The organism is Burkholderia cepacia (genome assembly GCF_029962485.1).
Classification (GTDB): domain Bacteria; phylum Pseudomonadota; class Gammaproteobacteria; order Burkholderiales; family Burkholderiaceae; genus Burkholderia.
On sequence record NZ_CP073637.1, the window covers coordinates 2,413,385 to 2,434,376 of the forward strand.

The following is a 20,992-nucleotide window of genomic DNA, read 5'->3' on the forward strand; positions in this document are numbered from 1 at the left end:
GAATCGCAATGTCGCCGCTCAATGGTCGAGCGGCAGCAGAATCTGAAATTCGGTACGTCCGGGCCGGCTCTCGACCTCGATCATCCCGTCGTGCTGCTGCACGAACGTCTGCGCGAGCGTGAGGCCGAGACCGCTGCCGTCTTCGCGCCCGGACACGAGCGGATAGAAGATCCGGTCGCGGATCTCTTCCGGAATGCCGGGCCCGTTGTCGATCACGTGCAAGTCCAGTGCCAGCCGGTACAGGCGCTTCGCGATCGTCACCTTGCGCGCGATGCGCGTGCGCAGTTCGATCTTCGCGTCGCCCTGCGCGATCCGCTCGCGCAGCGCCTGCGCCGCATTACGCACGATGTTGAGCAGCGCCTGGATCAGCTGCTCCTTGTCGCCGCGCAGGTCCGGCACGCTTACGTCGTAGTCGCGCTCGATCGTGAGCCCGCGCGGGAATTCCGCGAGCATCACCGCGCGCACGCGTTCGCACACTTCATGAATGTTCACGTCGCCGACGATGTGCGGATGCCGGTGCGGCTCCAGCAACCGGTCGACGAGCGTCTGCAGGCGATCGGACTCCTTGATGATCACCTGCGTGTATTCGCGCAACTCGCCACGCTCGCGCTCGCCCAGCTCGAATTCGAGCAGCTGGGCTGCGCCGCGAATGCCGCCGAGCGGGTTCTTGATCTCGTGCGCGAGGTTGCGGATCAGCTGCTTGTTGACCGCGGTCAGGTCGTGAATCCGCTCTTCCCGATCGGTACGCGACTGCCGTTCGTTCTCGAACAGCTCGACGAGCACGAAATCGGGCGAGGTCTCGAGGAAGCCGACGATCGCGTGCACATGCAGCGGTTCGCGGCCGGGCCGGTCGAGCACGGTATCGAGGTGCGTCGCGTGAAAGCGTTCCTCGCCGATCGCGGTGATCGTCGACGCCAGCTCGTTTGCGTTCGGAAAAATCTCGCCCCACGGCCGCTGCGCGAGCTGCCGGCGCGAGATGTCGAGCATCGCCTCCGCCGACGGGTTAGCGAACGCGATCCGCAGCGTCTTGCGGTCGAGCACGATCACGACCGTCGGCAGCGCTTCCAGCCCCGCCAGCAGGCCCGAGCGTGCGAGCCGCTCGTCGTCCGTCAGTCGCTCGGGCTGCCCCGTTTTCGCCTTGATCAGATTCTTCAGAACCATCTGCGTGCTTGTCGCGCCTCACCGGGCCAGAAAATGAAAATCACCGGAACAAAAAAGGGACGGCTGGACGCCGTCCCCTTTCAGACTCCGCCGTTCCCGCCGCAGGCCGTGCGACGGGAACGAACCGGCAAAACGGCGCTGAATCGAAGCGCCATCGCCGATTAGAGCGAGTAGTACATCTCGAACTCGATCGGGTGCGTCGTCATGCGGAACTTCGCCAGCTCCTGCTCCTTCAGCGCGAGGTATGCATCGAGCATGCCGTCCGTGAACACGCCGCCGCGCGTCAGGAACTCGCGATCCTTGTCGAGCGCTTCGAGTGCCTGGTCGAGGCCCGCGCAGACGGTCGGGATCTTTGCATCTTCTTCCGGCGGCAGGTCGTACAGGTTCTTGTCCGCTGCTTCGCCCGGATGGATCTTGTTCTGGATCCCGTCGAGACCGGCCATCATCAGTGCCGTGAAGCACAGGTACGGGTTCGCCATCGGATCCGGGAAGCGCGTTTCGATACGGCGGCCCTTCGGGTTCGACACGTGCGGAATGCGGATCGATGCCGAACGGTTACGCGCCGAGTAGGCGAGCTTGACCGGTGCTTCGAAGTGCGGGACCAGACGCTTGTACGAGTTCGTCGTCGGGTTCGTGATCGCGTTCAGTGCACGGGCGTGCTTGATGATGCCGCCGATGTAGAACAGCGCCAGTTCCGACAGGCCGGCGTAGCCGTTGCCCGCGAACAGGTTCTGGCCGTCCTTCCAGATCGACTGGTGAACGTGCATGCCCGAACCGTTGTCGCCGACGACCGGCTTCGGCATGAACGTCGCCGTCTTGCCGTACGAGTGCGCGACGTTGTGGATGATGTACTTCGACCATTGCGTCCAGTCGGCGCGCTCGACCAGCGTCGAGAACTTCGTGCCGATTTCGTTCTGGCCCTGGCCCGCCACTTCGTGGTGGTGCACTTCGACCGGGATGCCGAGCTGTTCGAGCAGCAGGCACATTTCCGAACGCATGTCCTGGAACGTGTCGACCGGTGCGACCGGGAAGTAGCCGCCCTTCGTGCCCGGACGGTGGCCCGTGTTGCCGCCTTCGAATTCCTTGCCGGCCGACCACGGTGCTTCTTCCGAGTTGATCTTCACGAAGCAGCCCGACATGTCCGTGTTCCACTGGACCGAGTCGAAAATGAAGAATTCCGGTTCCGGACCGAAGTAGGCCGTGTCGCCGATGCCCGTGCTCTTCAGGTACGCTTCGCCGCGCTTCGCGAGCGAACGCGGATCGCGCTCGTAGCCCTTGCCGTCGGCCGGCTCGACCACGTCGCAGGTCAGCACGAGGGTCGACTCTTCATAGAACGGGTCGACGAACGCTGCGTTCGGGTCCGGCATGAGCAGCATGTCCGACGCCTCGATGCCCTTCCAGCCCGCGATCGACGAACCGTCGAATGCATGGCCGCTTTCGAACTTGTCCTCGTCGAACGCCGAAACCGGCACCGACACGTGCTGTTCCTTGCCGCGCGTGTCCGTGAAGCGGAAATCGACAAACTTGCAGTCCTCGTCCTTCACGAGTTGCATGACGTCGGCGACGGTTTTACTCATAACCTCTTCTCCTGATTGAACAATTCCGGCGGACTGGGAACCGCCTCGTTTATCGAGCTGACCGGGGTCTTGCTTTGGCGCAGCGCGCCCCGATTCGACCGAATTCTATATAGCAGCTTCCGTGCCACCTTTGCGAACGACGGGCGCAAATCGCGCCGGAGCTCGCCACGACGGGGCTGTGCTGCGCGATTCCGGGGCCTTGCGCCGCACCGGCCGCTCGCCGAAAGCACCCCGATGGTGCAATCACGGCAGCCTGCCGCAGCCACCGAATCATTCTGGTGCATCCGCACCATTCTGCACTCTTTTGGTGAGCGCGTGGGCCACGCGTGCACCGCACCGCATGCGGGCGTCCGTGCCACGACGCCGCGCTAAAATGTTCGTTTGACCGATACGGAGACTCCCTGCCATGAGTACGCTCGACCAGCTTTACGCAAAGGCCGACGAACGCCGCGCACAAAACGCGCTCAACTACGCCGGCGCGCTGCTGCCGGTCGAGGCATTCGAACTGTTGCAGCTCGACCCGTCCGCGCGCCTCGTCGACGTGCGCACACGCGCCGAACTCGACTGGATCGGCCGCCCGCTCGTCGGCGACGGCCAGTACCTGCACCTCGAATGGACGCGCTACCCGGGCGGCGTGCCGAACGCCGAATTCGTCAACGAACTGAAGGCGGCCCTCCCGGCCGATACGCCGATCCTGTTCCTGTGCCGCAGCGCCGCGCGCTCGAAGCTCGCCGCGGTCGCGTCCGCGCAGGCCGGCTTCACGAAGGCGTTCGATCTGCTCGAAGGCTTCGAGGGCACCAAGGACGCCGAAGGCCACCGCAAGACGGTCGACGGCTGGTGCTTCCGCAAACTGCCGTGGATCGGCGCCTGACGGCGCACGACGCTCACCGGCTACGACAACCTCATCGTCGAGCCGGGCGATGACATGCCGATGACGGGCCGCGTTGCGCGGCCCGTGGCTTTTGTGCGGCCGCCTGGCCGGCCGCTCAGACGCGCGGCGTGTCGGGCTCGACGACGTCGCCGCCGAGCAGGTGCACGCCTTCGCGCAGCTTCACGAACGCGGCCGCGACGGCTTCCGGCTCGCCCTTCACGCCGAGGTCGATGTGACGGCGCGCATAGATGCCGCCGCGCTCCGCATCGCCGACGCTCGGCAGGCTGAACACGCGCACGCCCGGGAAATCGCGCTCGATGCGCTCCATCAGCGGCGTGAGCGTCGATTCCGGCAGCTCGAACACGTACAGCGAGCGCTCCGCGTGCGGCGTCGCGTGATGCAGGTGCGCGTACTTCGTGTCGAGCACCCATTCGATCATCGGCCAGGCCATCACCGGGAAGCCCGGTACGAAATGCAGGTCGCCGGCCGAGAAGCCGGGAATGCGGTTATAGCCGTTCGGGATGATCGTCGCGCCCACCGGGAACACGCCCATGTTGAAGCGGTGCTGGTTCTCCGGCGATTCGAAGTCGACCGGCGTGGCCGGATCGGTGTGCGTTTCGCGGATCCGCTCCGAAATCAGCGCCTTCGCTTCGGGATGCAGTTCGAGCGCCACGCCGAGCGCGGCGGCCGCGCACTGGCGCGTGTGGTCGTCCGGCGTCGCGCCGATTCCGCCCGTCGAGAACACGATGTCGCCCGACGCGATCGCACGCGCGAGCGTCGCCGTGATGCGCGCCGGATCGTCGCCGACGTATTCGGCCCAGTCGAGCGCGAGGCCGCGCGCGCCGAGCAGCTCGATGACCTTCGCCAGATGCTTGTCCTGCCGGCGGCCCGAAAGGATTTCGTCGCCGATGATGATGATGCCGATGCTCATGCCTGCCCCATGTCGATTGCGGTGGCGCGCGCGCTCGCGCGCAGGTCTTCCAGCGCGCGCAGGCAATAGTGCCCGAACCACAGCGCCGAGAAGACGAGGATGAAAGCGTATACCCAGATCATGGCGGCCGCGACGAACGGGAACAGCACCATCATCCAGACCGACGAGACCCACACGAAGGTCGGCACGGTGCCGAGCAGCCCGGTCGCGACGCCGATACCGATCAGCGGCCAGCGGTGCCGGCGCACGAGCGCGCGGCGCTCGTCGCGGCTCGCGTGCAGCGCGAGCGCGTCGTAGGTCATCACGCGGTACGTGAGCCAGCCCCAGATCACCGGCGGCAGCAGCGCGAAGAACGGCGGGATCAGCCACAGCGGGATCGTGACGACGAGCAGCACGACGCCGACGAGCGCCGCGCCGAGCGAATTGAACGCGCTGCCGAAGAAGGTGCCGCCGCGCTTCGATTCGAGCGCCGCGAACTGCCGGTTCGACAGGTGCTTGATCACGACCGGCATCGAGATCGTCGCGATCAGCAGCAGCACCGTCAGCACGATCAGCGGGATCGCGAGCGACACGACCACGAACGGCGCGACGACCGCATGCAGCTGCGACATGCCGATCGCGTCGAACGCGCGATACAGCATGGCCGTCAGTACGAAGCCGTCGAGCGCGCCGCGCGCGATATCCAGTAGCGTCTGCCACGAGAACCACAGCACGGCGCCCCAGAGCAGCGCCGAGACGACGAACGGCATCAGGGTGAGCCACAGCATGCGCGGGTGCAGCGCGCTGGCGAGCGCCCGGACGAAAGAGCGCAGCAAGTCGTTCATGCGAGCCTGTATCGACGGAGAAAAACGGGGAAAGGATAAACCACACGGCCCGCATGCGCCGAAGCGCATGCGGGCCGTGTGGGAATGCCGTTCAACGGGAGCGGAATCGCGTCAGGCCGACGCCGCGCCGCGCTTGGCGGGGAACAGGCGCCGGAAGATCCGCACGAACGCGAGGCCGTGCTGCGACCAGAAGCCGTCGCCGTAGGACACGCCCTCGACCTGCTCGCGGATGCCGGTCGGCTCGACCGTGCGGTTCCACGAGGCGGTGCCGAACATCATGTCCCACCACGGAAACAGCACGCCGAAATTGCAGCCGTACTTGGTGCCTTCGTGACCGTAGCCGACCGCGTGGTGGCGCCGGTGGAAGATCGGGCTGACGAGCAGGCGCTCGCCGAGCCAGCCGAACGACAGGCGCGCATTCGTATGCTGGATGCTCTGCATGAAGTTCGTGAACGCGGTCAGCACGACGAACTGCGACGGCGTCACGCCGATCACGAGCGCGATCGCCGCGAAGAAGCACGACTGGAGCACGTCGTCGAGCAGGTGGTTGCGGTCGTCGCACCACAGCGACATCTGCCGCTGGCTGTGATGGACCGCGTGCAGCTCCCACCAGATGCCGAACTTGTGCTGCCAGCGGTGATACCAGTAGCCGGCGAAATCGAGCACGACGAGGTAGATCGCGAACGAAATGATCGGCTTCGAGGTCACGCCCGGCCACAGATAGTCGAGGTTGACGTTCGCGACGCCATGCAGGCGCAGCCACGCCTGGAAGTTGTCGAACACCGGCTGCAGCGCGAAGAAGAAGAACAGCGTGTAGATGCCGAGCTTCGAGATCGCCGTGTAGATCACGTCGACCCGCACCGCGCGGCGGTTCTTCCAGCGTTCGACCGGCAGCAGCGCCTCGAGCGGGCGCAGCAATGCAAACATCAGCACCATCTGCAGCGCGCCGATGATCACCCAGTACAGCGCGTCGTAGGTGTCCTCGTCATAGTCCATCAGGTTGAACTTGAAGAGGAGCGGCTGCACGACGTCGACGTACAGCCAGGTCTGGATGTCCGACACGAACGCATCGATCAGGTGCAGCATCGTTCGCCTCCGCCCGTCACGCGCCGTTCGCCGCCTTCCACGGCGCGCGGTCGTAGAAGTAGATGCCGTGCGGCGAGCGGCCGACGGCAATCGTCTGCACCAGCTTGCGCGAGGCCAGGTCGATGATCCCGACCTTCTTCGCGAAGCGGAACGTCACCCACAGCGTCTTCTTGTCGGCGGACAGCTCCATGTCGTCGGGGCCCGGCAGCAGGCCGGTGATGTCGCCGACATTGGTGAGCGTGTTCTCGTCGATGATGCTGATCGTGTTCGCGACGCGATTGGTCACCGCGACATGCGTGCCGTCGGCGAGCGAGCGGAAGTTGTGCGCGCCCTTGCCCGTGTAGATCTGCTTGACGACCTTCTGGTTGCGCCAGTCGACGACCGCGACGTAATCCGCGCCCGTCATCCCGATGAGCAGGAATTTGTCGTCCGGCGTGAGCCACAGGCCGGCCGGCACCTTGCCGACCTTCATCTTCCACTTGACCGTCTGCGTCGGCAGATCGATCGCCGCGATCTCGCCGGACACCTGCAGCGACACGAGCAGCGTCTTGCTGTCCTTCGTGAACGCGAGGTGGCTCGGCATCACCGCGAGCGGCACGCGCTTCACGAGCTTCAGGTCGCGGCCGTCGTAGCCGTAGATGTCGACGCGATCGAGGCGCAGGCCGGCCGCCGCGAACCACTTGCGGTCGGGCGAGAAGCCGAGCTGGTAAGGATCGTCGATCCCTTCGACGGTACGCTGCAGCTTGCCCGTCTTCGGATCGAGGAACATCAGGCTGTTCGAGACCGAATTTGCGACGATCAGCGACGAATTGTCGGGCGTCGCCATCAGGTGATGCGGCTCCTTGCCGGTCGGCATCGTGCTGACGACCTCGCGGGTCTGCTGGTCGATCAGGGAAAGCGTCGCTTCGGCCGAATTGAGGACGATCACGTTATTCGCGTGTGCGGCGGGCGCCAGTACGGCGGCGGCCAGCGCGAGCGTGCGGCCGAGGGAAAGGAAAGTGCGCATGAAGACTCACGTCGTGGAACAACCGTCATTGTAAAACGTTCAACCGGCCGCACCGGTTGACGGCGGTCGGCATTGCGCCACTTCGACGCACGCCGCGGCGGCCGGATGAGCCGCCGCGGCAGGCCCCGCGCGGCCGGCCGGGGCCGGCCGCCGGTATGGGCCCGGGAAGCCGATGTTGCGCTAGCGCTGCATCGACTCCCAGACCTTGTGCAGGCGCTTCACAGAGACAGGCATCGGCGTGCGCAGTTCCTGCGCGAACAGCGAAATCCGCAGCTCCTCCAGCAGCCAGCGGAATTCCGCGAGCCGCGGGTCGGCGACGCCGCCGCGCTGCGACACCGCGCGCTGGTACTGCTGGGCAAGCGGCAGCAGGTCGGCCGACTGCTTCGCGTCGCGCGCCGGATCGGCCTTCAGCTTGTCGATCCGCAGCGCGATGCCCTTCAGGTAGCGCGGGAAGTGCGCCAGTTGCGTGTACGGCGTGTCGATTACGAAGCGCTTGCCGACCAGCGCGGCGAGCTGCTGCTGCAGGTCCGCGTGCGCCTGCGCGAACGGCTTCGCCTGCGCAAGCTTCTTCACGAGCCCCGCATATTCGGCCAGGACCTGGCCGACCAGCCGCGCGATTTCCTGCGCGAGCAGGTTCAGGCGGCTCCGGCCCTCGTCGCGGCGTGCGTGGAAGCTCACGTCGTCGTCGGGCAGCGGGTCCTGCAGGCATGCGCGGTCGAGCGCCGTGTCGATCAGCTGGTCGCGCAGCTCGTCCTGCGTGCCGAGCGACATGTACTGCATCGCCATCTCGCGCAGGCCCGGCAGGTTCTTCTCGAGGAACTTGATCGGCTCCTTCAGCTGCAACGCGAACAACCGCCGCAGGCCGGCCCGGTGGATGCGCGCGGCCTCCTCCGGCGAATCGAACACCTCGACGTCGCAATGCGTGCCGCGGTCAACGAGCGCCGGGTAGCCGTACAGCGTCTGGCCGCGCCGGCGGATTTCCAGCAGCTCGGGCAGCTTGCCGAAATTCCAGGTCGTCAGGTTCTCGTACAGCGCCGTCGCGCCGGCTTCCGCCGGAGCGGCCGTCTGCGGCGCCGCGCCCTTGCCGGCCTTCGCGCTGCGACCGGCGGCACCGGCGGCACCGGCCGCACCAGCTGCCGCCGGCGTCTGGCCGATCGGCTGACCTGCATCGGCATCGCCGCCCGTCGCGATCGTCGACGCCGCCGCGATCTTCTGGAACTGCTGCTGCGCCTGCGCGCCAAGCTCCTGGCGAAGCTGCGCGAGATTGCGCCCCATCGCGAGCTGGCGGCCGTGCTCGTCGATCACCTTGAAGTTCATGAACAGGTGCGCGGGCAGCGTCTCGAGCTTGAAGTCGGCCGTCTTCATCGCGATTTGCGTCTCGCCGCGCACGTCGGCGATCAGCGCCTCGACGAGCCCGCCCGCGCCGAAGCGCTCGCGGCCCATCCGCTCGACGAAACCGGCCGCGTACTCGGGCAGCGGCACGCAGTGCCGGCGCAGCTTCTGCGGCAGCGACTTCAGCAGCAGTTGCACCTTTTCCTTCAGCATCCCCGGCACGAGCCACTCGCAGCGGCGCGCGTCGACCTGGTTCAGCGCGTACAGCGGCACCGCGAGCGTCACGCCGTCGCGCGGCGTGCCGGGCTCGAAGTGGTACGTGAGCGCCATCTCGACGCCGGCCATCGTCGCGCGCTTCGGGAACAGCTCGGTCGTCACGCCGGCCGCCTCGTGGCGCATCAGGTCGTCGCGCGACAGGTACAGCAGCCGTTGCTTGTCCTCCGACTGGCCGCCCTTCTTCACCTCGTCGCGATACCAGCGCTCGAACGCGACGCCCGTGTGGATCCCTTCCGGGATCGCCTGGTCGTAGTACGCGTAGATCAGCTCGTCGTCGACCAGCACGTCCTGGCGGCGCGACTTGTGCTCGAGCTGCTCGATGTCGGCGAGCAGCTTGCGGTTGTGCGCGAAGAACGGCAGTTTCGTGTCGAATTCGCCTTCGACCAGCGCGCCACGGATGAACAGCTCGCGTGCGCGTGCGGGATCCTGCTTGCCGAACGCGACGCGCCGGCGGTGGTAGATCGGCAGCCCGTACAGCGTCGCGCGTTCGTACGCGCTGACCTGCGCCGGTCGCTTTTCCCAGTGCGGCTCCGACAGTGATTTCTTCAACAGGTGCGCGCCGATCTTCTCGACCCATTCGGGCTCGATCTTCGCGAGGCAGCGCGCATACAGCCGGCTCGTCTCGACGAGCTCGGCCGCCATCACCCAGCGGCCGGCCTTCTTCGCGAGCACGGAGCCCGGCCACAGGTAGAACTTGATCCCGCGCGCGCCGAGATAGTGCGGATCGTCGTCGGCTTTCAGGCCGAGGTTGCCGAGCAGGCCCGTCAACAGGGCCAGATGGACCTGTTCATAGGTCGCCTCGACTTCGTTCAGCCGCCAGCCGTGCTCGCGCACGACGGTCAGCAGCTGCGAATGGACGTCGCGCCACTCGCGCAGCCGCAGGTGCGACAGGAAGTTCTGCCGGCACGCGTCGATGAGCTGGCGATTCGACTTCTTGTGCGCGACGGCCTCTTCGAACCACGCCCAGATCTTCAGCCACTGCAGGAATTCGGAACGCTCGTCGGCAAACCGGCGGTGCGCCTGGTCGGCCTGCTCCTGCGCCTCGATCGGCCGGTCGCGCGGGTCCTGCACGGACAACGCGCTCGCGATGATCAGCACCTCGCGCAGCGACTGCTGGTCGCGCGCGGCGAGAATCATCCGGCCCACGCGCGGGTCGAGCGGCAGCCGCGCGAGTTCGCGGCCGAGCGGCGTCAGCGCGTTGTCGTCGTCGACCGCACCGAGTTCATTGAGCAGTTGATAGCCGTCCGCAATCGCACGGCCGGGCGGCGGCTCGAGGAACGGGAACGACTCGATCGCCGTCAGGTGCAGCGACTTCATCCGCAGGATCACCGACGCGAGCGACGAGCGCAGGATTTCCGGATCGGTGAAGCGCGCACGCGCCTGGTAGTCGCTTTCCTCGTACAAGCGAATGCAAACGCCGTCGGCCACGCGGCCGCAACGGCCCGCGCGCTGGTTCGCGGCCGCCTGCGAGATCGACTCGACCTGCAACTGCTCGACCTTGTTCCGGTACGAATAGCGCTTCACGCGCGCGAGGCCCGTGTCGACCACGTAACGGATGCCCGGCACCGTCAGCGACGTTTCGGCCACGTTGGTCGCGAGCACGATCCGGCGCGCATTCGACGCCTTGAACACCTTGTCCTGGTCGGCCGCCGAGAGCCGCGCGAACAGCGGCAGGATCTCGGTGTGTGGCGGATGGTGCTTGCGCAGCGCCTCGGCCGCCTCGCGAATCTCGCGCTCGCCGGGCAGGAACACCAGCACGTCGCCGGGGCCTTCGCGGCACAGCTCGTCGACCGCGTCGACGATCGCGTCCATCAGGTCGCGCTCGGCTTCGCGCGCGGTCTTCACGCGGTCGCGGCCGCCCGTGCCTTCGGCATTCTTCACGGCCGGTCGATCCTCGGCCACCGGGCGGTAGCGCATCTCGACCGGATACAACCGCCCGCTCACCTCGATCACGGGCGCTGGGCGCTCGTCGGTGCCGAAATGGCGCGCGAAGCGATCGGCGTCGATCGTCGCGGACGTGACGATCAGCTTCAGGTCCGGCCGCCGCGGCAGGATTTCCTTCAGGTAGCCGAGCAGGAAGTCGATGTTCAGGCTGCGTTCGTGCGCCTCGTCGATGATCAGCGTGTCGTACGCCTTCAGCAGCGGGTCGGTCTGCGTCTCGGCGAGCAGGATGCCGTCCGTCATCAGCTTCACGGACGCGCCCGGCGCGAGATTGTCGGTAAAGCGCACCTTGTAGCCGACCACCTCGCCGAACGGCGTGCCGAGCTCCTCGGCGATCCGGCGGCCGGTCGACGATGCGGCGAGCCGGCGCGGCTGCGTATGGCCGATCAGGCCCGTGCCGCCGGCGCCGAGGCCGCGACCGAGGTCGAGACAGATCTTCGGCAACTGCGTGGTCTTGCCCGAGCCCGTTTCGCCGCAGACGATGACAACCTGATGACCGGCGATCGCGCGCGCGATTTCGTCGCGCCTGCCCGACACGGGCAGGCTTTCGGGGTACGTGATCGGCGGGACGGGATTCGGCGCGACGACAGCGCGCGGCGGACGCTCGCGGCGCGGTGGGCGCTCGCCCGTTGCCTGCGGTGCGCCCTTCGCGGCCGGCTGGCGCGCATCGCCGCGCCGTTCGTCACCGCGCGGCGCGCGCGGCGCGTGTGCCGGCGTGCCCGCCGGCTGGTCCTGCTGCTGGCGCGGCGGCTGGCCCTGCTGCCCGCGTGCATCGGCCGCACCATCCGGGTGCCGGGCCGACGGCGTATTGGCCCGCGTCGGCGCGGGACTTTTAGAAACATTCGACATGGGGGCGCATTATAATCCCGCCCATGAATTCCCAAACCGACCTCCCTCCCGCCCAGACCGGCGCCGCGACGCCGCCGGCCGCCGACGATTCGCCCGCCAGTCACGCGCAGTTCGTCGACTGGATGCGCTCCGTCGCGCCCTATATCCACAAGTTCCGCAACAGCACGTTCGTCGTGGGGTTTGGCGGCGAGGTGGTACAGCAGGGGCTGTTGAACGCGCTCGTGTCCGACATCGCGCTGCTGCAGGCGATGGGCATCCAGATCGTGCTGGTGCACGGCTCGCGCCCGCAGGTCGAAGAGCAGCTGAGCCTGCATGGTGTCGAATCCGAGTTTTCGCACGGCCTGCGCATCACCGATGCGCGCGCGCTCGAATCCGCGAAGGAAGCGGCCGGCGAAGTGCGTCTCGACATCGAGGCCGCGATCAGCCAGGGTTTGCCGAACTCGCCGATGGCGCACGCGCACATCAGCGTCGTGTCGGGCAACTTCGTGACCGCCCGGCCGGTGGGGATTCTCGACGGGGTCGATTTCGCGCACACGGGCATCGTGCGCAAGATCGACGCCGAATCGATCCGTCATTCGCTCGCGAGCCGCAAGCTCGTGCTGCTGTCGCCGCTCGGTTTCTCGCCGACCGGTGAAGCGTTCAACCTGTCGATGGAAGACGTTGCGTCGGCGGCCGCGATCGCGCTGCGCGCCGACAAGATCATCTTCCTGACCGAAGCGCCCGGCATCGTCGACGACGAAGGCGAGCTGGTGCGCGAAATGTCGCTCGACGCGGCCGCCGAGCTGCTCGATTCCGGCAACGTCCAGGGCGACGACGCGTTCTTCCTGAAGCACTCGATCCGCGCGTGCCGCGGCGGCGTGACCCGTGCCCACCTGATCCCGCAGTCGCTCGACGGCAGCATGCTGCTCGAACTGTTCCTGCACGACGGCGTCGGCACGATGATCTCGTACGAGAACCTCGAAAGCCTGCGCGAGGCGACGCCGGACGACGTCGGCGGCATCCTGTCGCTGATCGAGCCGCTCGAATCGGACGGCACGCTGGTGCGACGCGGCCGCCACCAGATCGAACGCGACATCGACCACTTCTCGGTGATCGAGCACGATGGCGTGCTGTTCGGCTGCGCGGCGCTGTACCCGTACCAGCAGGAGAAGATCGGCGAGATGGCGTGCCTGACGGTCGCGCCGGAAGCGCAAGGTTCGGGCGACGGCGAACGCCTGCTCAAGCGCATCGAGCAGCGCGCCCGCGCGCGCGGCCTCACGCACATCTTCGTGCTCACGACGCGCACCGAGCACTGGTTCCTCAAGCGCGGCTTCGTCAAGGTCAGCGTCGACGACCTGCCGGAAGACCGCCGCAAACTCTATAACTGGCAGCGCAAGTCGCTCGTGCTGATGAAGCAGCTCTGAGCGCAGGCACGACTGCCCTCCCCCCAGTTCGATTACAGGAGAAGTACACGATGGCTCGAATGATTCAATGCGCGAAGCTCGGCAAGGAAGCCGAAGGCCTCGATTTCCCGCCGCTGCCGGGCGAACTCGGCAAGCGCATTTACGAGAGCGTCTCGAAGGAAGCGTGGCAGGGCTGGCTCAAGCAGCAGACGATGCTGATCAACGAAAACCGCCTGAACATGGCCGACCCGCGCGCGCGCCAGTACCTGATGAAGCAGACGGAAAAGTACTTCTTCGGCGACGGCGCGGACCAGGCGTCCGGCTACGTGCCGCCGACGGAAGGCTGATGACTCGGCGCGCGCGGCTGGCAGCCTGCCGGCCACGCGCTCCAGGAAAGACGGCACCGTGTTTCGCACGGTGCCGTTTTCTTTTGGCGATACGCGTCCGGTGCGCTCCGGCCTCCCGCGCGGCAGCCTTGCGGGCCGCTCAGCCGGCCGGCTTCAGCGCACCGCCCTCGCCCGGCTGCGCATTCCCGTCAGCCGCGGATTCCGCGCTGCCGCCTTCGGTGCCCCACTCGGCCGCATCGCTGCGTTCGGCCGTCGACAGTTCGTCCGCGCGATACCCGGTGCGATTCAGCAGCGCCAGCATGCAGGCGAGCGACACGAGCGCGTAGAACCCCGATGCGACCGCGACGCCGACGATGCTGCCGGTCGCGTTGAGGATCGCCTGCGCGAGCACCGGCGTGCCGCCGCCGACGACGAGCGCGCTCAGCTGATATGCGAGCGACAGGCCCGTGTAGCGGATGTTCGCCGGGAACACCCGCGCGAGCACGCCGCCGACCGCGCCATAGAACATCGCCGACGGAATCGTCGAGATGCACATGCCCGCGACGGCCACCCAGTACGAACGCGTCGCAAGCGCATGGAACATCACGGGCATCAGCACGATTTCCGGAATCAGGATCCAGCACATCGCGCGGCGCATGTCGACCTTCGACACGAACCACGCGCCGACCGGCTGCATCAGGAACTGCACGACGAGCGAGATCGACAGGATGCCGAGGAACGTGCCCTGCGCGTAGCCGAGTTCCTTCGTCGCCCACGACAGCGCGAACGTGCTGCGGAAATACGTGACGTTGATCACGGGCAGTGTGCCGGCCGCGAGCAGCACGACCACCCAGTGATCGCGCACGACGTCGCGCAACGGCAGCTTCACCGTGCGCTTGCGCGCGAGCACGCGCTGCATGTCGGCCGACTCCTCGAGCTTCAGCCGGATCACCATGCCGATGATCACGAGCACGGCCGACAGCAGGAACGGAATGCGCCAGCCCCACATCAGGAACGACGGTGTCGGCAGCGCGCTCAGCGCGAAGAACGCGGCCGTGGCCAGCAGGTTGCCGGTGGGCGAACCCTGCTGCGCGAACGCCGCATACAGGATGCTGCGATGCTTCGGCGCGTTCTCGCTCGCGATCAGCACCGCGCCGCCCCACTCACCGCCGACCGCGATGCCTTGCAGCACGCGCAGCACGACGAGGCCGGCCGGCGCCCAGACGCCGATCTGCGCGTAGCCGGGCAACAGGCCGATGCCGGTCGTCGCCAGCCCCATCATCACCAGCGTGATCACGAGCGCGGTCTTGCGGCCGACACGATCGCCGAGATGCCCGAACACGATGCCGCCGAGCGGCCGCGCGGCGAAGCCGGCCCAGAACGTGACGAATGCAAGCAGCGTCGCGACACCGGGATCCATCGTGCTCGCAAAGAACACCTTGCCGAACACGAGCGCCGCGGCCGTGCCGTAGATGTAGAAGTCGTACCACTCGATCGTGGTGCCGACGAACGCCGCGAAGGCGGCGCGGCCAGGCCGCGGCTGCGGCTGAGCGGCGGACGGGGATTGCGGACGGCTCATTGATGTCTCCATGTCTGTGATCGGTGGCGCGACTGTCGCGCGCCTTTTCCGGGTGGCCGGCTCTACGCCGCCGGCCGGCGAGGTTGCTCCAGGGTGCGTTGCCCTGTGTTGCGCTGCTTTTCGTTGCTTTTCGTTGCGGTCCGTCGGCCCGTCATGCTCGCCTGCGGGCCTCGTCGGCCGGTCACGTCTGGTCGGGCGCCGCCCTCAGAACACCGGCCTCGAGCAGTTGCTGCTGAAGCGCGCGATCGACGCCGAGCCGGTCGAGCACGGCACGCGTGTCGCCGCCGAGCGCGGGTGGCGGCGAACGATAGGTCGCCGGCGTGCGCGACAGCTTCACCGGCGACGCGGTGCCGCGATACGCGCCGATCTCGACGAACAGGTTCCGGTGCAGCGCATGCGGATCGTGCGCGACGTCGGCCACCGTCCGTACCGGCCCGCACGGCACGCCGGCCGCCATCAGGTCGTGCGCGAGCGGCTCGCACGCGTGCGCGGCGAGCCGCGCTTCCAGTTCGGCCTTCAGCTCGGGCCGGTGCGCGCAGCGGCTGCGGTTGTCGACGAAGCGCGGATCGCTGGCGAGCGCCGGCGCACCGAGATGCGCGACGAGCCGCGCGAACTGCCGGTCGTTGCCGACCGCGAGGAAAATCGGCACGGTCGCCGTGCGGTAGCTGTCGTAAGGCGCGATGTTCGGATGCGCGTTGCCGCTGCGCTCCGGTACGCGCCCGGAGCCGAAGAAGTTCGGCAGGTGCGGATGCAGCAGCGACACGCCGCAGTCGTACAGCGCAATGTCGATCGACTGTCCGCGCCCGCTCTTCTCGCGCTCGGCCAGCGCCAGCAGGATGCCGGCGAGCGCATTGAGCCCCGTGACCATGTCGACGATCGGCAGACCGATGCGCGTCGCATCGCCATCGCGTTCGCCGTTGACGCTCATCAGCCCGGCCATCGCCTGGATCACCGCGTCGTAGCCGGGCAGCCCGCCGAGCGGGCCTTCGTCGCCGAAGCCCGTCACCGCGCAGTGGATCAGCCGCGGGAAGCGCGGCTGCAGGTCGCGTGCATAGTCCATCCCCCAGCGCGCGAGCGTGCCGGGCTTGAAATTCTCGACGAGCACGTCGGCCTCTTCGAGCAGGCGCCACAGGATCGCGCGCCCTTCGTCGCGCGACAGGTCGAGCGCGAGCCCTTCCTTGTTGCGATTGACGCCCATGAAATACCACGCGGTATCGCCGACGAACGGCGGCCCCCAGCCGCGTGTTTCGTCGCCGGCAGGCGGTTCGATCTTGACCACCGCCGCACCGTGGTCAGCGAGCGCTTGCGTGCAATACGGGCCACCGAGCACACGGCTCAGGTCGACGACTTTCAGGCCGTCCAGTGCGCCTTGGGTCGCGTTCGTCGCGTTCGTCGCGTTCGTCGCGTTCGTCGCATTCGTCGCATTCGTCGCATTCGTCGCATTCGTCGCATTCGTCGCATTCGTCGCATTCGTCGCATTCGTCGCATTCGTCGCATTCGTCGCATTCGTCGCATTCGTCGCATTCGTCGCATTCGTCGCGCTCATCGTTCGACCTCCGGCAACAGGTCAAGCGCCGTGTCGAGCGCGACCGGCGTACCGCGCAGCAACGCATCGAACGCGGCCGATTCGTCGTCGCGCGACGCCGGCGCGAGCGGATCGACCGGCAGCAGCTTGTGGCGCACGATCAGGTGCGCGAGCGCGAGACGCCGGAAGTCCGGCGCAAGGCGCACGCCCTCGCAGGCCATCAGCACGGCCGCGCTCGCGTAGTACAGCGCGGACGCGGCCTGCCGCACGCGTGCGTCGTCGCCTTCCGCCGCGACCCGCGCCAGCGCATCGCAGGCGCGCGCGAGAATGCGCCGCAGCGCCGCGCGGCTCGCATCGGGCAGCGGCGCCGCGCCGAGCCGGTCGCCCAGGAACGCGCGCAGCGCATCGAGTGCGTGCTCGCGCTGCGCGGCCCGCGCGACGTCCAGCGCGACGATGTTGCTCGTGCCCTCCCAGATCGAGCCGAGATGCGCATCGCGCACGATGCGCGCGTCGCTCCATTCCTCGATGTAGCCGGTGCCCCCGCGCACTTCCATCGCATCGCCCGTCACGCGGCGCGCGTCGCGGCACGCGCGAAACTTGATCAGCGGCGTCAGGATCCGCACGCAGCGCGCGGCCTGCTCGTCACCCGCGTCGGCCTGCGGCAGCAGCAGCGCAATCTGCATGAACATCGCGCGCGCGGCCTCGGCCGGCAGCAGCATCTTCATCAGCTGGCGCTGCATCAGCGGCATCTCGATCAGCTTGCGGCCGAACGCCTCGCGATGCGCGGCGACGTGCAGCGCCTCGTTCAACGCACGCCGCATCAGCCCCGCCGCGCGCACGCCGTTCGACAGCCGCGACATGTTGATCATGTCGGCCATCTGGTGAAAACCGCGGCCGACCTCGCCGATCAGGAACGCCTGCGCACCTTCGAGCGCGATCTCGCCGCTCGCCATCGAACGGCTGCCGAGCTTGTCCTTCAGGCGCACGATCCGGTAGCGGTTGCGCGTGCCGTCCGGCAACGTCTTCGGCAGCAGGAACAGCGCCAGGCCCTTGATGCCGTCCGGCGCGCCCTCGGGCCGCGCGAGGACCATCGCGAGATCGGCGTCGGCATTCGAGCAGAACCATTTGTCGCCGGTCAGGCGCCAGACGGTCTCGCCGTGTGCGTTCGTCTCGCGCGCTGCGCGCGTCGCGATCCGGGCGACGTCGGAGCCGGCTGCCTGCTCGGTCATGAACATCGCGCCCTGGTACAGCGTGTCGAAGTCGCGCGATGCGAGCATCGGCAGGTAACGCGCGACAAGCGCCGGATCGCCGAAGCGGCGCAGCGTACGCGTCAACGAGTCGGTCATGCTGACCGGGCAGCACAGCCCGAACTCCGCCTGGACGAACAGGAACGTCAGCGCGTACTTGACGAGCGGCGGCACGGATTCCGGCCCGTGGCTCAGCGACGCGAGCCCGAGCTCCGCATAGGCAACGCGTTCGAGCGCGACGTACGCGGGATCCTTGTCGATCCGCTGCACGGCCTCGCCGCGCCGGTTGCGGTGCTCGAGCACGGGCGGGTGCTTGTCCGCGCGCGACGCCCATTCGTCGAGCTCGCCGGACACGCGTGCGCCGAGCGTGCGCAGCCGCGGCTCGAGTTCGGCATAGTGCGCGTCGCCGAGATGCAGCTTCAGCAACGCGCCGAGGTCGGGATCGGCGGTGAAGAAATTGATGCCCCGGCTGTCGGGGATGTTGGATGCGCCGGCGTCCGGCGTGCGAGCGGTGTCGTTCATGCGTGCGTCTCCTGGGTTGCCTGCACGTCGGCTGGAGGCGCCGCCGCGGCGCCCGGCCAGTCCCGCGCAAAGCCTTCCGCAGAGCGTAGGCGCGCGATCGATAAGCGTCCAATACAGGATTTATCCGGTACGATAGATATCGCTTATCGATGCCGACGTCGGGAGGAGACACCATGGAACTGAGGCAGTTGCGCTATTTCGTGGCGGTCGCCGAGGAACTGCATTTCGGGCGCGCAGCGAAGCGCCTCTTCATCTCGCAGCCGGCGCTGAGTTTCGACATCCGCAAGTTCGAAGACGCGCTCGGCGTGCAGTTGTTCTCGCGCACCAACAAGACCGTCGCGCTGACCAACGCGGGCGAGGTGCTGCTCGGCGAAGCGCGCCGGTTGCTGCTGCAAGCGGCCGAAGCCGAGCGCCTGACGGTGCGCTCCGCGTCGGGCCTCGCGGGGCGGCTGCGGATCGGCTTCGTCCATTCGATGCTGTATCGCGGGCTGCCCGATGCGGTGCGGCGCTTCGAGGCCGACTACCCGGGCGTCGAGGTCGTGCTGAGCGAGATGAACACGCAGGCGCAGGTTCAGGCGATCCAGCGCGGCCAGATCGATCTCGGCTACGCGCACTGGGGCCACTTCCCGCCCGAGGTCGAATCGGTACCCGTCTATGCTGAGCCGTTCGTGTGCTGCCTGCCGGCCGCGCATCCGCTCGCCCGGCGCAAGCAGGTCGCGCTCGCCGCGCTCGCGGCGGAACCGTTCATCCTGTTTCCGCGCGAAGCGGCGCCGCACTATCACGACCTGATCATCGCGCAATGCGTGAACGCGGGATTCAGTCCGCTGATCCGCCACGAAGCGCGCCTGTGGCAGACGATCCTGTCGATGATCGAGTTCGGGATGGGTGTCGCGCTGGTGCCGCGCGTGCTGCAGCAGGCGAAGAGCGACCGGCTCGCGTTCCGGCCGCTGAAGGATGCGTCGCTCGAATCGCGCACGCTCGCGTTAAAGCGCAGCGGCACCGCCGAGCCGGTTGCGCTGCGCTTCGCCGACTACGTGCGCGCATCGATCGACGGGCTGCCCGCGCTCGCTGGCTGAACGCGCTCGCCCGCCGCTACGTCACGACTTCGCGCCGGGCTGCAGCACCGGCTGCGCGCGTCGATACCACACCGCGTACACGACCGACAGCGCAACCAGGAACGGAATACCGAAGATCAGCGTCATGTGGAATTCCGCCGTGAAGTAGGTCGTCACCATCACCGCGAGCATCAGGCCCGCGCCGAGCAGCGTGAGCAGCGGAAAACCGCGCATCCGGAACGCGGGCGCCGGCAGGCCGAGCGCCGCGCGACGCCGCCGGAAGCAGTAGTGCGTGACGAAGATCATCATCCACGTGAACAGCGCGCCGAACATCGACACGGCCATCATGATCGTGAACGACGCGTCCGGATACAACACGCTCAGCACGGTCGCAAGCGCGATGCCGAGCGTCGACAGCATCAGTGCGCCGAACGGTACACCGCGCGCGTTCACTTCCCCGAGCGCCTTCGGCGCATGCCCCGCACGCGACAGGCTGAACATCATCCGCGTCGTGATGTAGAGCTGGCTGTTCATTGCGGACAGCGCGGCGATCAGCACGACGAAGTTGATCAGTCCGGCCGCGCCCGGCAGGTGGATTGCCTCCATCACCTTCACGAACGGGCTTTCGTCGCGCCCCGCCGCCGTCCACGGCACGATCGCGAGCATCAGCGCGAGCGTGACGAGGTAGAACAGCACGAGCCGCACGATCGTCGAGCGGAACGCACGCGTGACCGCGCGCTCGGGATCCTCGGCTTCACCGGCCGCGACCGCGATCATCTCGATGCTCAGGTAGCTGAAGATCGACACGATCACCGCGACCCAGGTGCCCCACGCCCCCTTCGGAAAAAAGCCGCCGTGATCCGTGTAATGGTGGAATCCCGCGCGTGCCGAGCCGTCGCCGACCAGCCCCGGATTGCCGAACACGACATAGGCGCCGAGCACGATGAAGCCGACGATCGCCGCGATCTTCACGACCGAGAAGCCGTACTCGACCGCGCCGAACACATCGACGCTACGCGCGTTGACGAACACCAGCAGCGCGGAGAACCCGACGATCCACAGCCAGCCCGGCACGCCCGGCAACCAGTACTTCATGTACAGCGCGATCGCGGTGACCTCGGTGCCGACCGCGAGCACGATGCACGCCCAGTACGCGTAGCGCACAAGGAACCCGGCCCACGGGCTCACGTAATGTTCGGCGTACGCACCGAACGAACCGGATGTCGGGTGCGCGACCGTCATCTCGGCGAGACAGCCCATCAGCAGCAGCGAGATGAACGCGCCAATCGCGTAGCTGACGAGCACGCTCGGGCCCGCGAAGCCGATCGCGAAGCCGCTGCCGAGAAAGAGGCCGGTGCCGATGGCGCCGCCGATCGCGATCATCGCCATCTGCCGCGCGGTAAGCGTGCGGCGCAGGCCTTGCTCGCGCGCCGCGATATGCTGGAATTGCCCTTCTGGTTGCATCGAATGACCTCGTTCGAAAGCGATTGTCCGGTCGGAAT

The 20,992-nt window shown here is 67.5% G+C and carries 15 protein-coding genes; 4 read left to right on the forward strand and 11 right to left on the reverse strand.

What is annotated here, in order from left to right:
- Positions 1-18 precede the first annotated feature (18 nt).
- Both glnL and glnA read right to left on the reverse strand, forming a co-directional pair.
- A complete protein-coding gene (gene glnL / locus KEC55_RS11255; RefSeq protein WP_176047479.1) occupies positions 19-1,161 on the reverse strand; it encodes a nitrogen regulation protein NR(II) in 1,143 nt (380 codons plus the stop codon).
- A 161-nt stretch (positions 1,162-1,322) separates the two neighbouring features.
- The gene (glnA, locus tag KEC55_RS11260) at positions 1,323-2,738 is read right to left on the reverse strand and encodes a type I glutamate--ammonia ligase (protein ID WP_014896606.1); all 1,416 of its coding nucleotides are present in this window, start codon (positions 2,736-2,738) and stop codon (positions 1,323-1,325) included.
- A gap of 406 nt (positions 2,739-3,144) precedes the next feature.
- On the opposite strand from glnA, the gene KEC55_RS11265 reads away from it, so the two are divergent.
- A complete protein-coding gene (locus tag KEC55_RS11265; protein WP_282505539.1) occupies positions 3,145-3,609 on the forward strand; it encodes a rhodanese-like domain-containing protein in 465 nt (154 codons plus the stop codon).
- A 115-nt stretch (positions 3,610-3,724) separates the two neighbouring features.
- On the opposite strand, the gene KEC55_RS11270 is transcribed toward KEC55_RS11265, so the two are convergent.
- From KEC55_RS11270 to hrpA, 5 genes are all read right to left on the reverse strand, one after another.
- Complete coding sequence (locus KEC55_RS11270) at positions 3,725-4,540, reverse strand: competence/damage-inducible protein A (RefSeq protein WP_282505540.1); 816 nt, start codon at positions 4,538-4,540, stop codon at positions 3,725-3,727.
- On the reverse strand, positions 4,537-5,364 hold the full coding sequence (locus KEC55_RS11275) for an EI24 domain-containing protein (RefSeq protein WP_176047482.1): 828 nt from the start codon (positions 5,362-5,364) through the stop codon (positions 4,537-4,539). The genes KEC55_RS11270 and KEC55_RS11275 overlap by 4 nt, the downstream gene beginning before the upstream one ends.
- Positions 5,365-5,475: 111 nt before the next feature.
- On the reverse strand, positions 5,476-6,450 hold the full coding sequence (locus KEC55_RS11280; RefSeq protein WP_282505541.1) for a sterol desaturase family protein: 975 nt from the start codon (positions 6,448-6,450) through the stop codon (positions 5,476-5,478).
- A 16-nt stretch (positions 6,451-6,466) separates the two neighbouring features.
- A complete protein-coding gene (locus KEC55_RS11285) occupies positions 6,467-7,456 on the reverse strand; it encodes a beta-propeller fold lactonase family protein (RefSeq protein WP_282505542.1) in 990 nt (329 codons plus the stop codon).
- A gap of 180 nt (positions 7,457-7,636) precedes the next feature.
- Complete coding sequence (gene hrpA / locus KEC55_RS11290; protein ID WP_282505543.1) at positions 7,637-11,854, reverse strand: ATP-dependent RNA helicase HrpA; 4,218 nt, start codon at positions 11,852-11,854, stop codon at positions 7,637-7,639.
- A gap of 23 nt (positions 11,855-11,877) precedes the next feature.
- On the opposite strand from hrpA, the gene argA reads away from it, so the two are divergent.
- Together argA and KEC55_RS11300 are read left to right on the forward strand one after the other, a co-directional pair.
- Positions 11,878-13,257 carry an amino-acid N-acetyltransferase gene (gene argA / locus KEC55_RS11295; protein WP_282505544.1) on the forward strand — a complete coding sequence of 460 codons (1,380 nt, stop codon included), beginning with the start codon at positions 11,878-11,880 and terminating at the stop codon, positions 13,255-13,257.
- Between the two features lie 50 nt (positions 13,258-13,307).
- Entirely contained in the window at positions 13,308-13,583 is a 276-nt protein-coding gene (locus KEC55_RS11300) for an oxidative damage protection protein (protein WP_006478357.1), read from the forward strand.
- A 139-nt stretch (positions 13,584-13,722) separates the two neighbouring features.
- Here KEC55_RS11300 and KEC55_RS11305 read toward each other — a convergent pair whose 3' ends face one another.
- The 3 genes from KEC55_RS11305 to KEC55_RS11315 all read right to left on the reverse strand — a co-directional run bounded on the left by KEC55_RS11305 (position 13,723) and on the right by KEC55_RS11315 (position 18,435).
- On the reverse strand, positions 13,723-15,141 hold the full coding sequence (locus KEC55_RS11305; RefSeq protein WP_282505545.1) for an MFS transporter: 1,419 nt from the start codon (positions 15,139-15,141) through the stop codon (positions 13,723-13,725).
- Positions 15,142-15,322: 181 nt separating this feature from the next.
- Positions 15,323-16,687 carry a CaiB/BaiF CoA transferase family protein gene (locus tag KEC55_RS11310; RefSeq protein WP_282505546.1) on the reverse strand — a complete coding sequence of 455 codons (1,365 nt, stop codon included), beginning with the start codon at positions 16,685-16,687 and terminating at the stop codon, positions 15,323-15,325.
- Complete coding sequence (locus KEC55_RS11315; RefSeq protein ID WP_282505547.1) at positions 16,684-18,435, reverse strand: acyl-CoA dehydrogenase family protein; 1,752 nt, start codon at positions 18,433-18,435, stop codon at positions 16,684-16,686. The genes KEC55_RS11310 and KEC55_RS11315 overlap by 4 nt, the downstream gene beginning before the upstream one ends.
- Before the next feature lie 173 nt (positions 18,436-18,608).
- Between KEC55_RS11315 and KEC55_RS11320 the strand changes: the two genes are divergently transcribed.
- A complete protein-coding gene (locus KEC55_RS11320) occupies positions 18,609-19,511 on the forward strand; it encodes a LysR family transcriptional regulator (protein WP_282505548.1) in 903 nt (300 codons plus the stop codon).
- Positions 19,512-19,532: 21 nt separating this feature from the next.
- On the opposite strand, the gene KEC55_RS11325 is transcribed toward KEC55_RS11320, so the two are convergent.
- Entirely contained in the window at positions 19,533-20,954 is a 1,422-nt protein-coding gene (locus KEC55_RS11325; RefSeq protein ID WP_282505549.1) for an amino acid permease, read from the reverse strand.
- Positions 20,955-20,992 lie beyond the last annotated feature (38 nt).

Bases quoted from the DNA above. Each gene is read 5' to 3' on its own strand.
- hrpA (WP_282505543.1), bottom strand. From the start codon at position 11,854: ATGTCGAATGTTTCTAAAAGTCCCGCGCCGACGCGGGCCAATACGCCG.
- KEC55_RS11310 (WP_282505546.1), bottom strand. From the start codon at position 16,687: ATGAGCGCGACGAATGCGACGAATGCGACGAATGCGACGAATGCGACG.
- KEC55_RS11315 (WP_282505547.1), bottom strand. From the start codon at position 18,435: ATGAACGACACCGCTCGCACGCCGGACGCCGGCGCATCCAACATCCCC.
- KEC55_RS11320 (WP_282505548.1), top strand. From the start codon at position 18,609: ATGGAACTGAGGCAGTTGCGCTATTTCGTGGCGGTCGCCGAGGAACTG.
- KEC55_RS11285 (WP_282505542.1), bottom strand. From the start codon at position 7,456: ATGCGCACTTTCCTTTCCCTCGGCCGCACGCTCGCGCTGGCCGCCGCC.
- KEC55_RS11275 (WP_176047482.1), bottom strand. From the start codon at position 5,364: ATGAACGACTTGCTGCGCTCTTTCGTCCGGGCGCTCGCCAGCGCGCTG.
- KEC55_RS11300 (WP_006478357.1), top strand. From the start codon at position 13,308: ATGGCTCGAATGATTCAATGCGCGAAGCTCGGCAAGGAAGCCGAAGGC.
- glnL (WP_176047479.1), bottom strand. From the start codon at position 1,161: ATGGTTCTGAAGAATCTGATCAAGGCGAAAACGGGGCAGCCCGAGCGA.
- KEC55_RS11305 (WP_282505545.1), bottom strand. From the start codon at position 15,141: ATGAGCCGTCCGCAATCCCCGTCCGCCGCTCAGCCGCAGCCGCGGCCT.
- argA (WP_282505544.1), top strand. From the start codon at position 11,878: ATGAATTCCCAAACCGACCTCCCTCCCGCCCAGACCGGCGCCGCGACG.
- KEC55_RS11270 (WP_282505540.1), bottom strand. From the start codon at position 4,540: ATGAGCATCGGCATCATCATCATCGGCGACGAAATCCTTTCGGGCCGC.
- glnA (WP_014896606.1), bottom strand. From the start codon at position 2,738: ATGAGTAAAACCGTCGCCGACGTCATGCAACTCGTGAAGGACGAGGAC.
- KEC55_RS11265 (WP_282505539.1), top strand. From the start codon at position 3,145: ATGAGTACGCTCGACCAGCTTTACGCAAAGGCCGACGAACGCCGCGCA.
- KEC55_RS11325 (WP_282505549.1), bottom strand. From the start codon at position 20,954: ATGCAACCAGAAGGGCAATTCCAGCATATCGCGGCGCGCGAGCAAGGC.
- KEC55_RS11280 (WP_282505541.1), bottom strand. From the start codon at position 6,450: ATGCTGCACCTGATCGATGCGTTCGTGTCGGACATCCAGACCTGGCTG.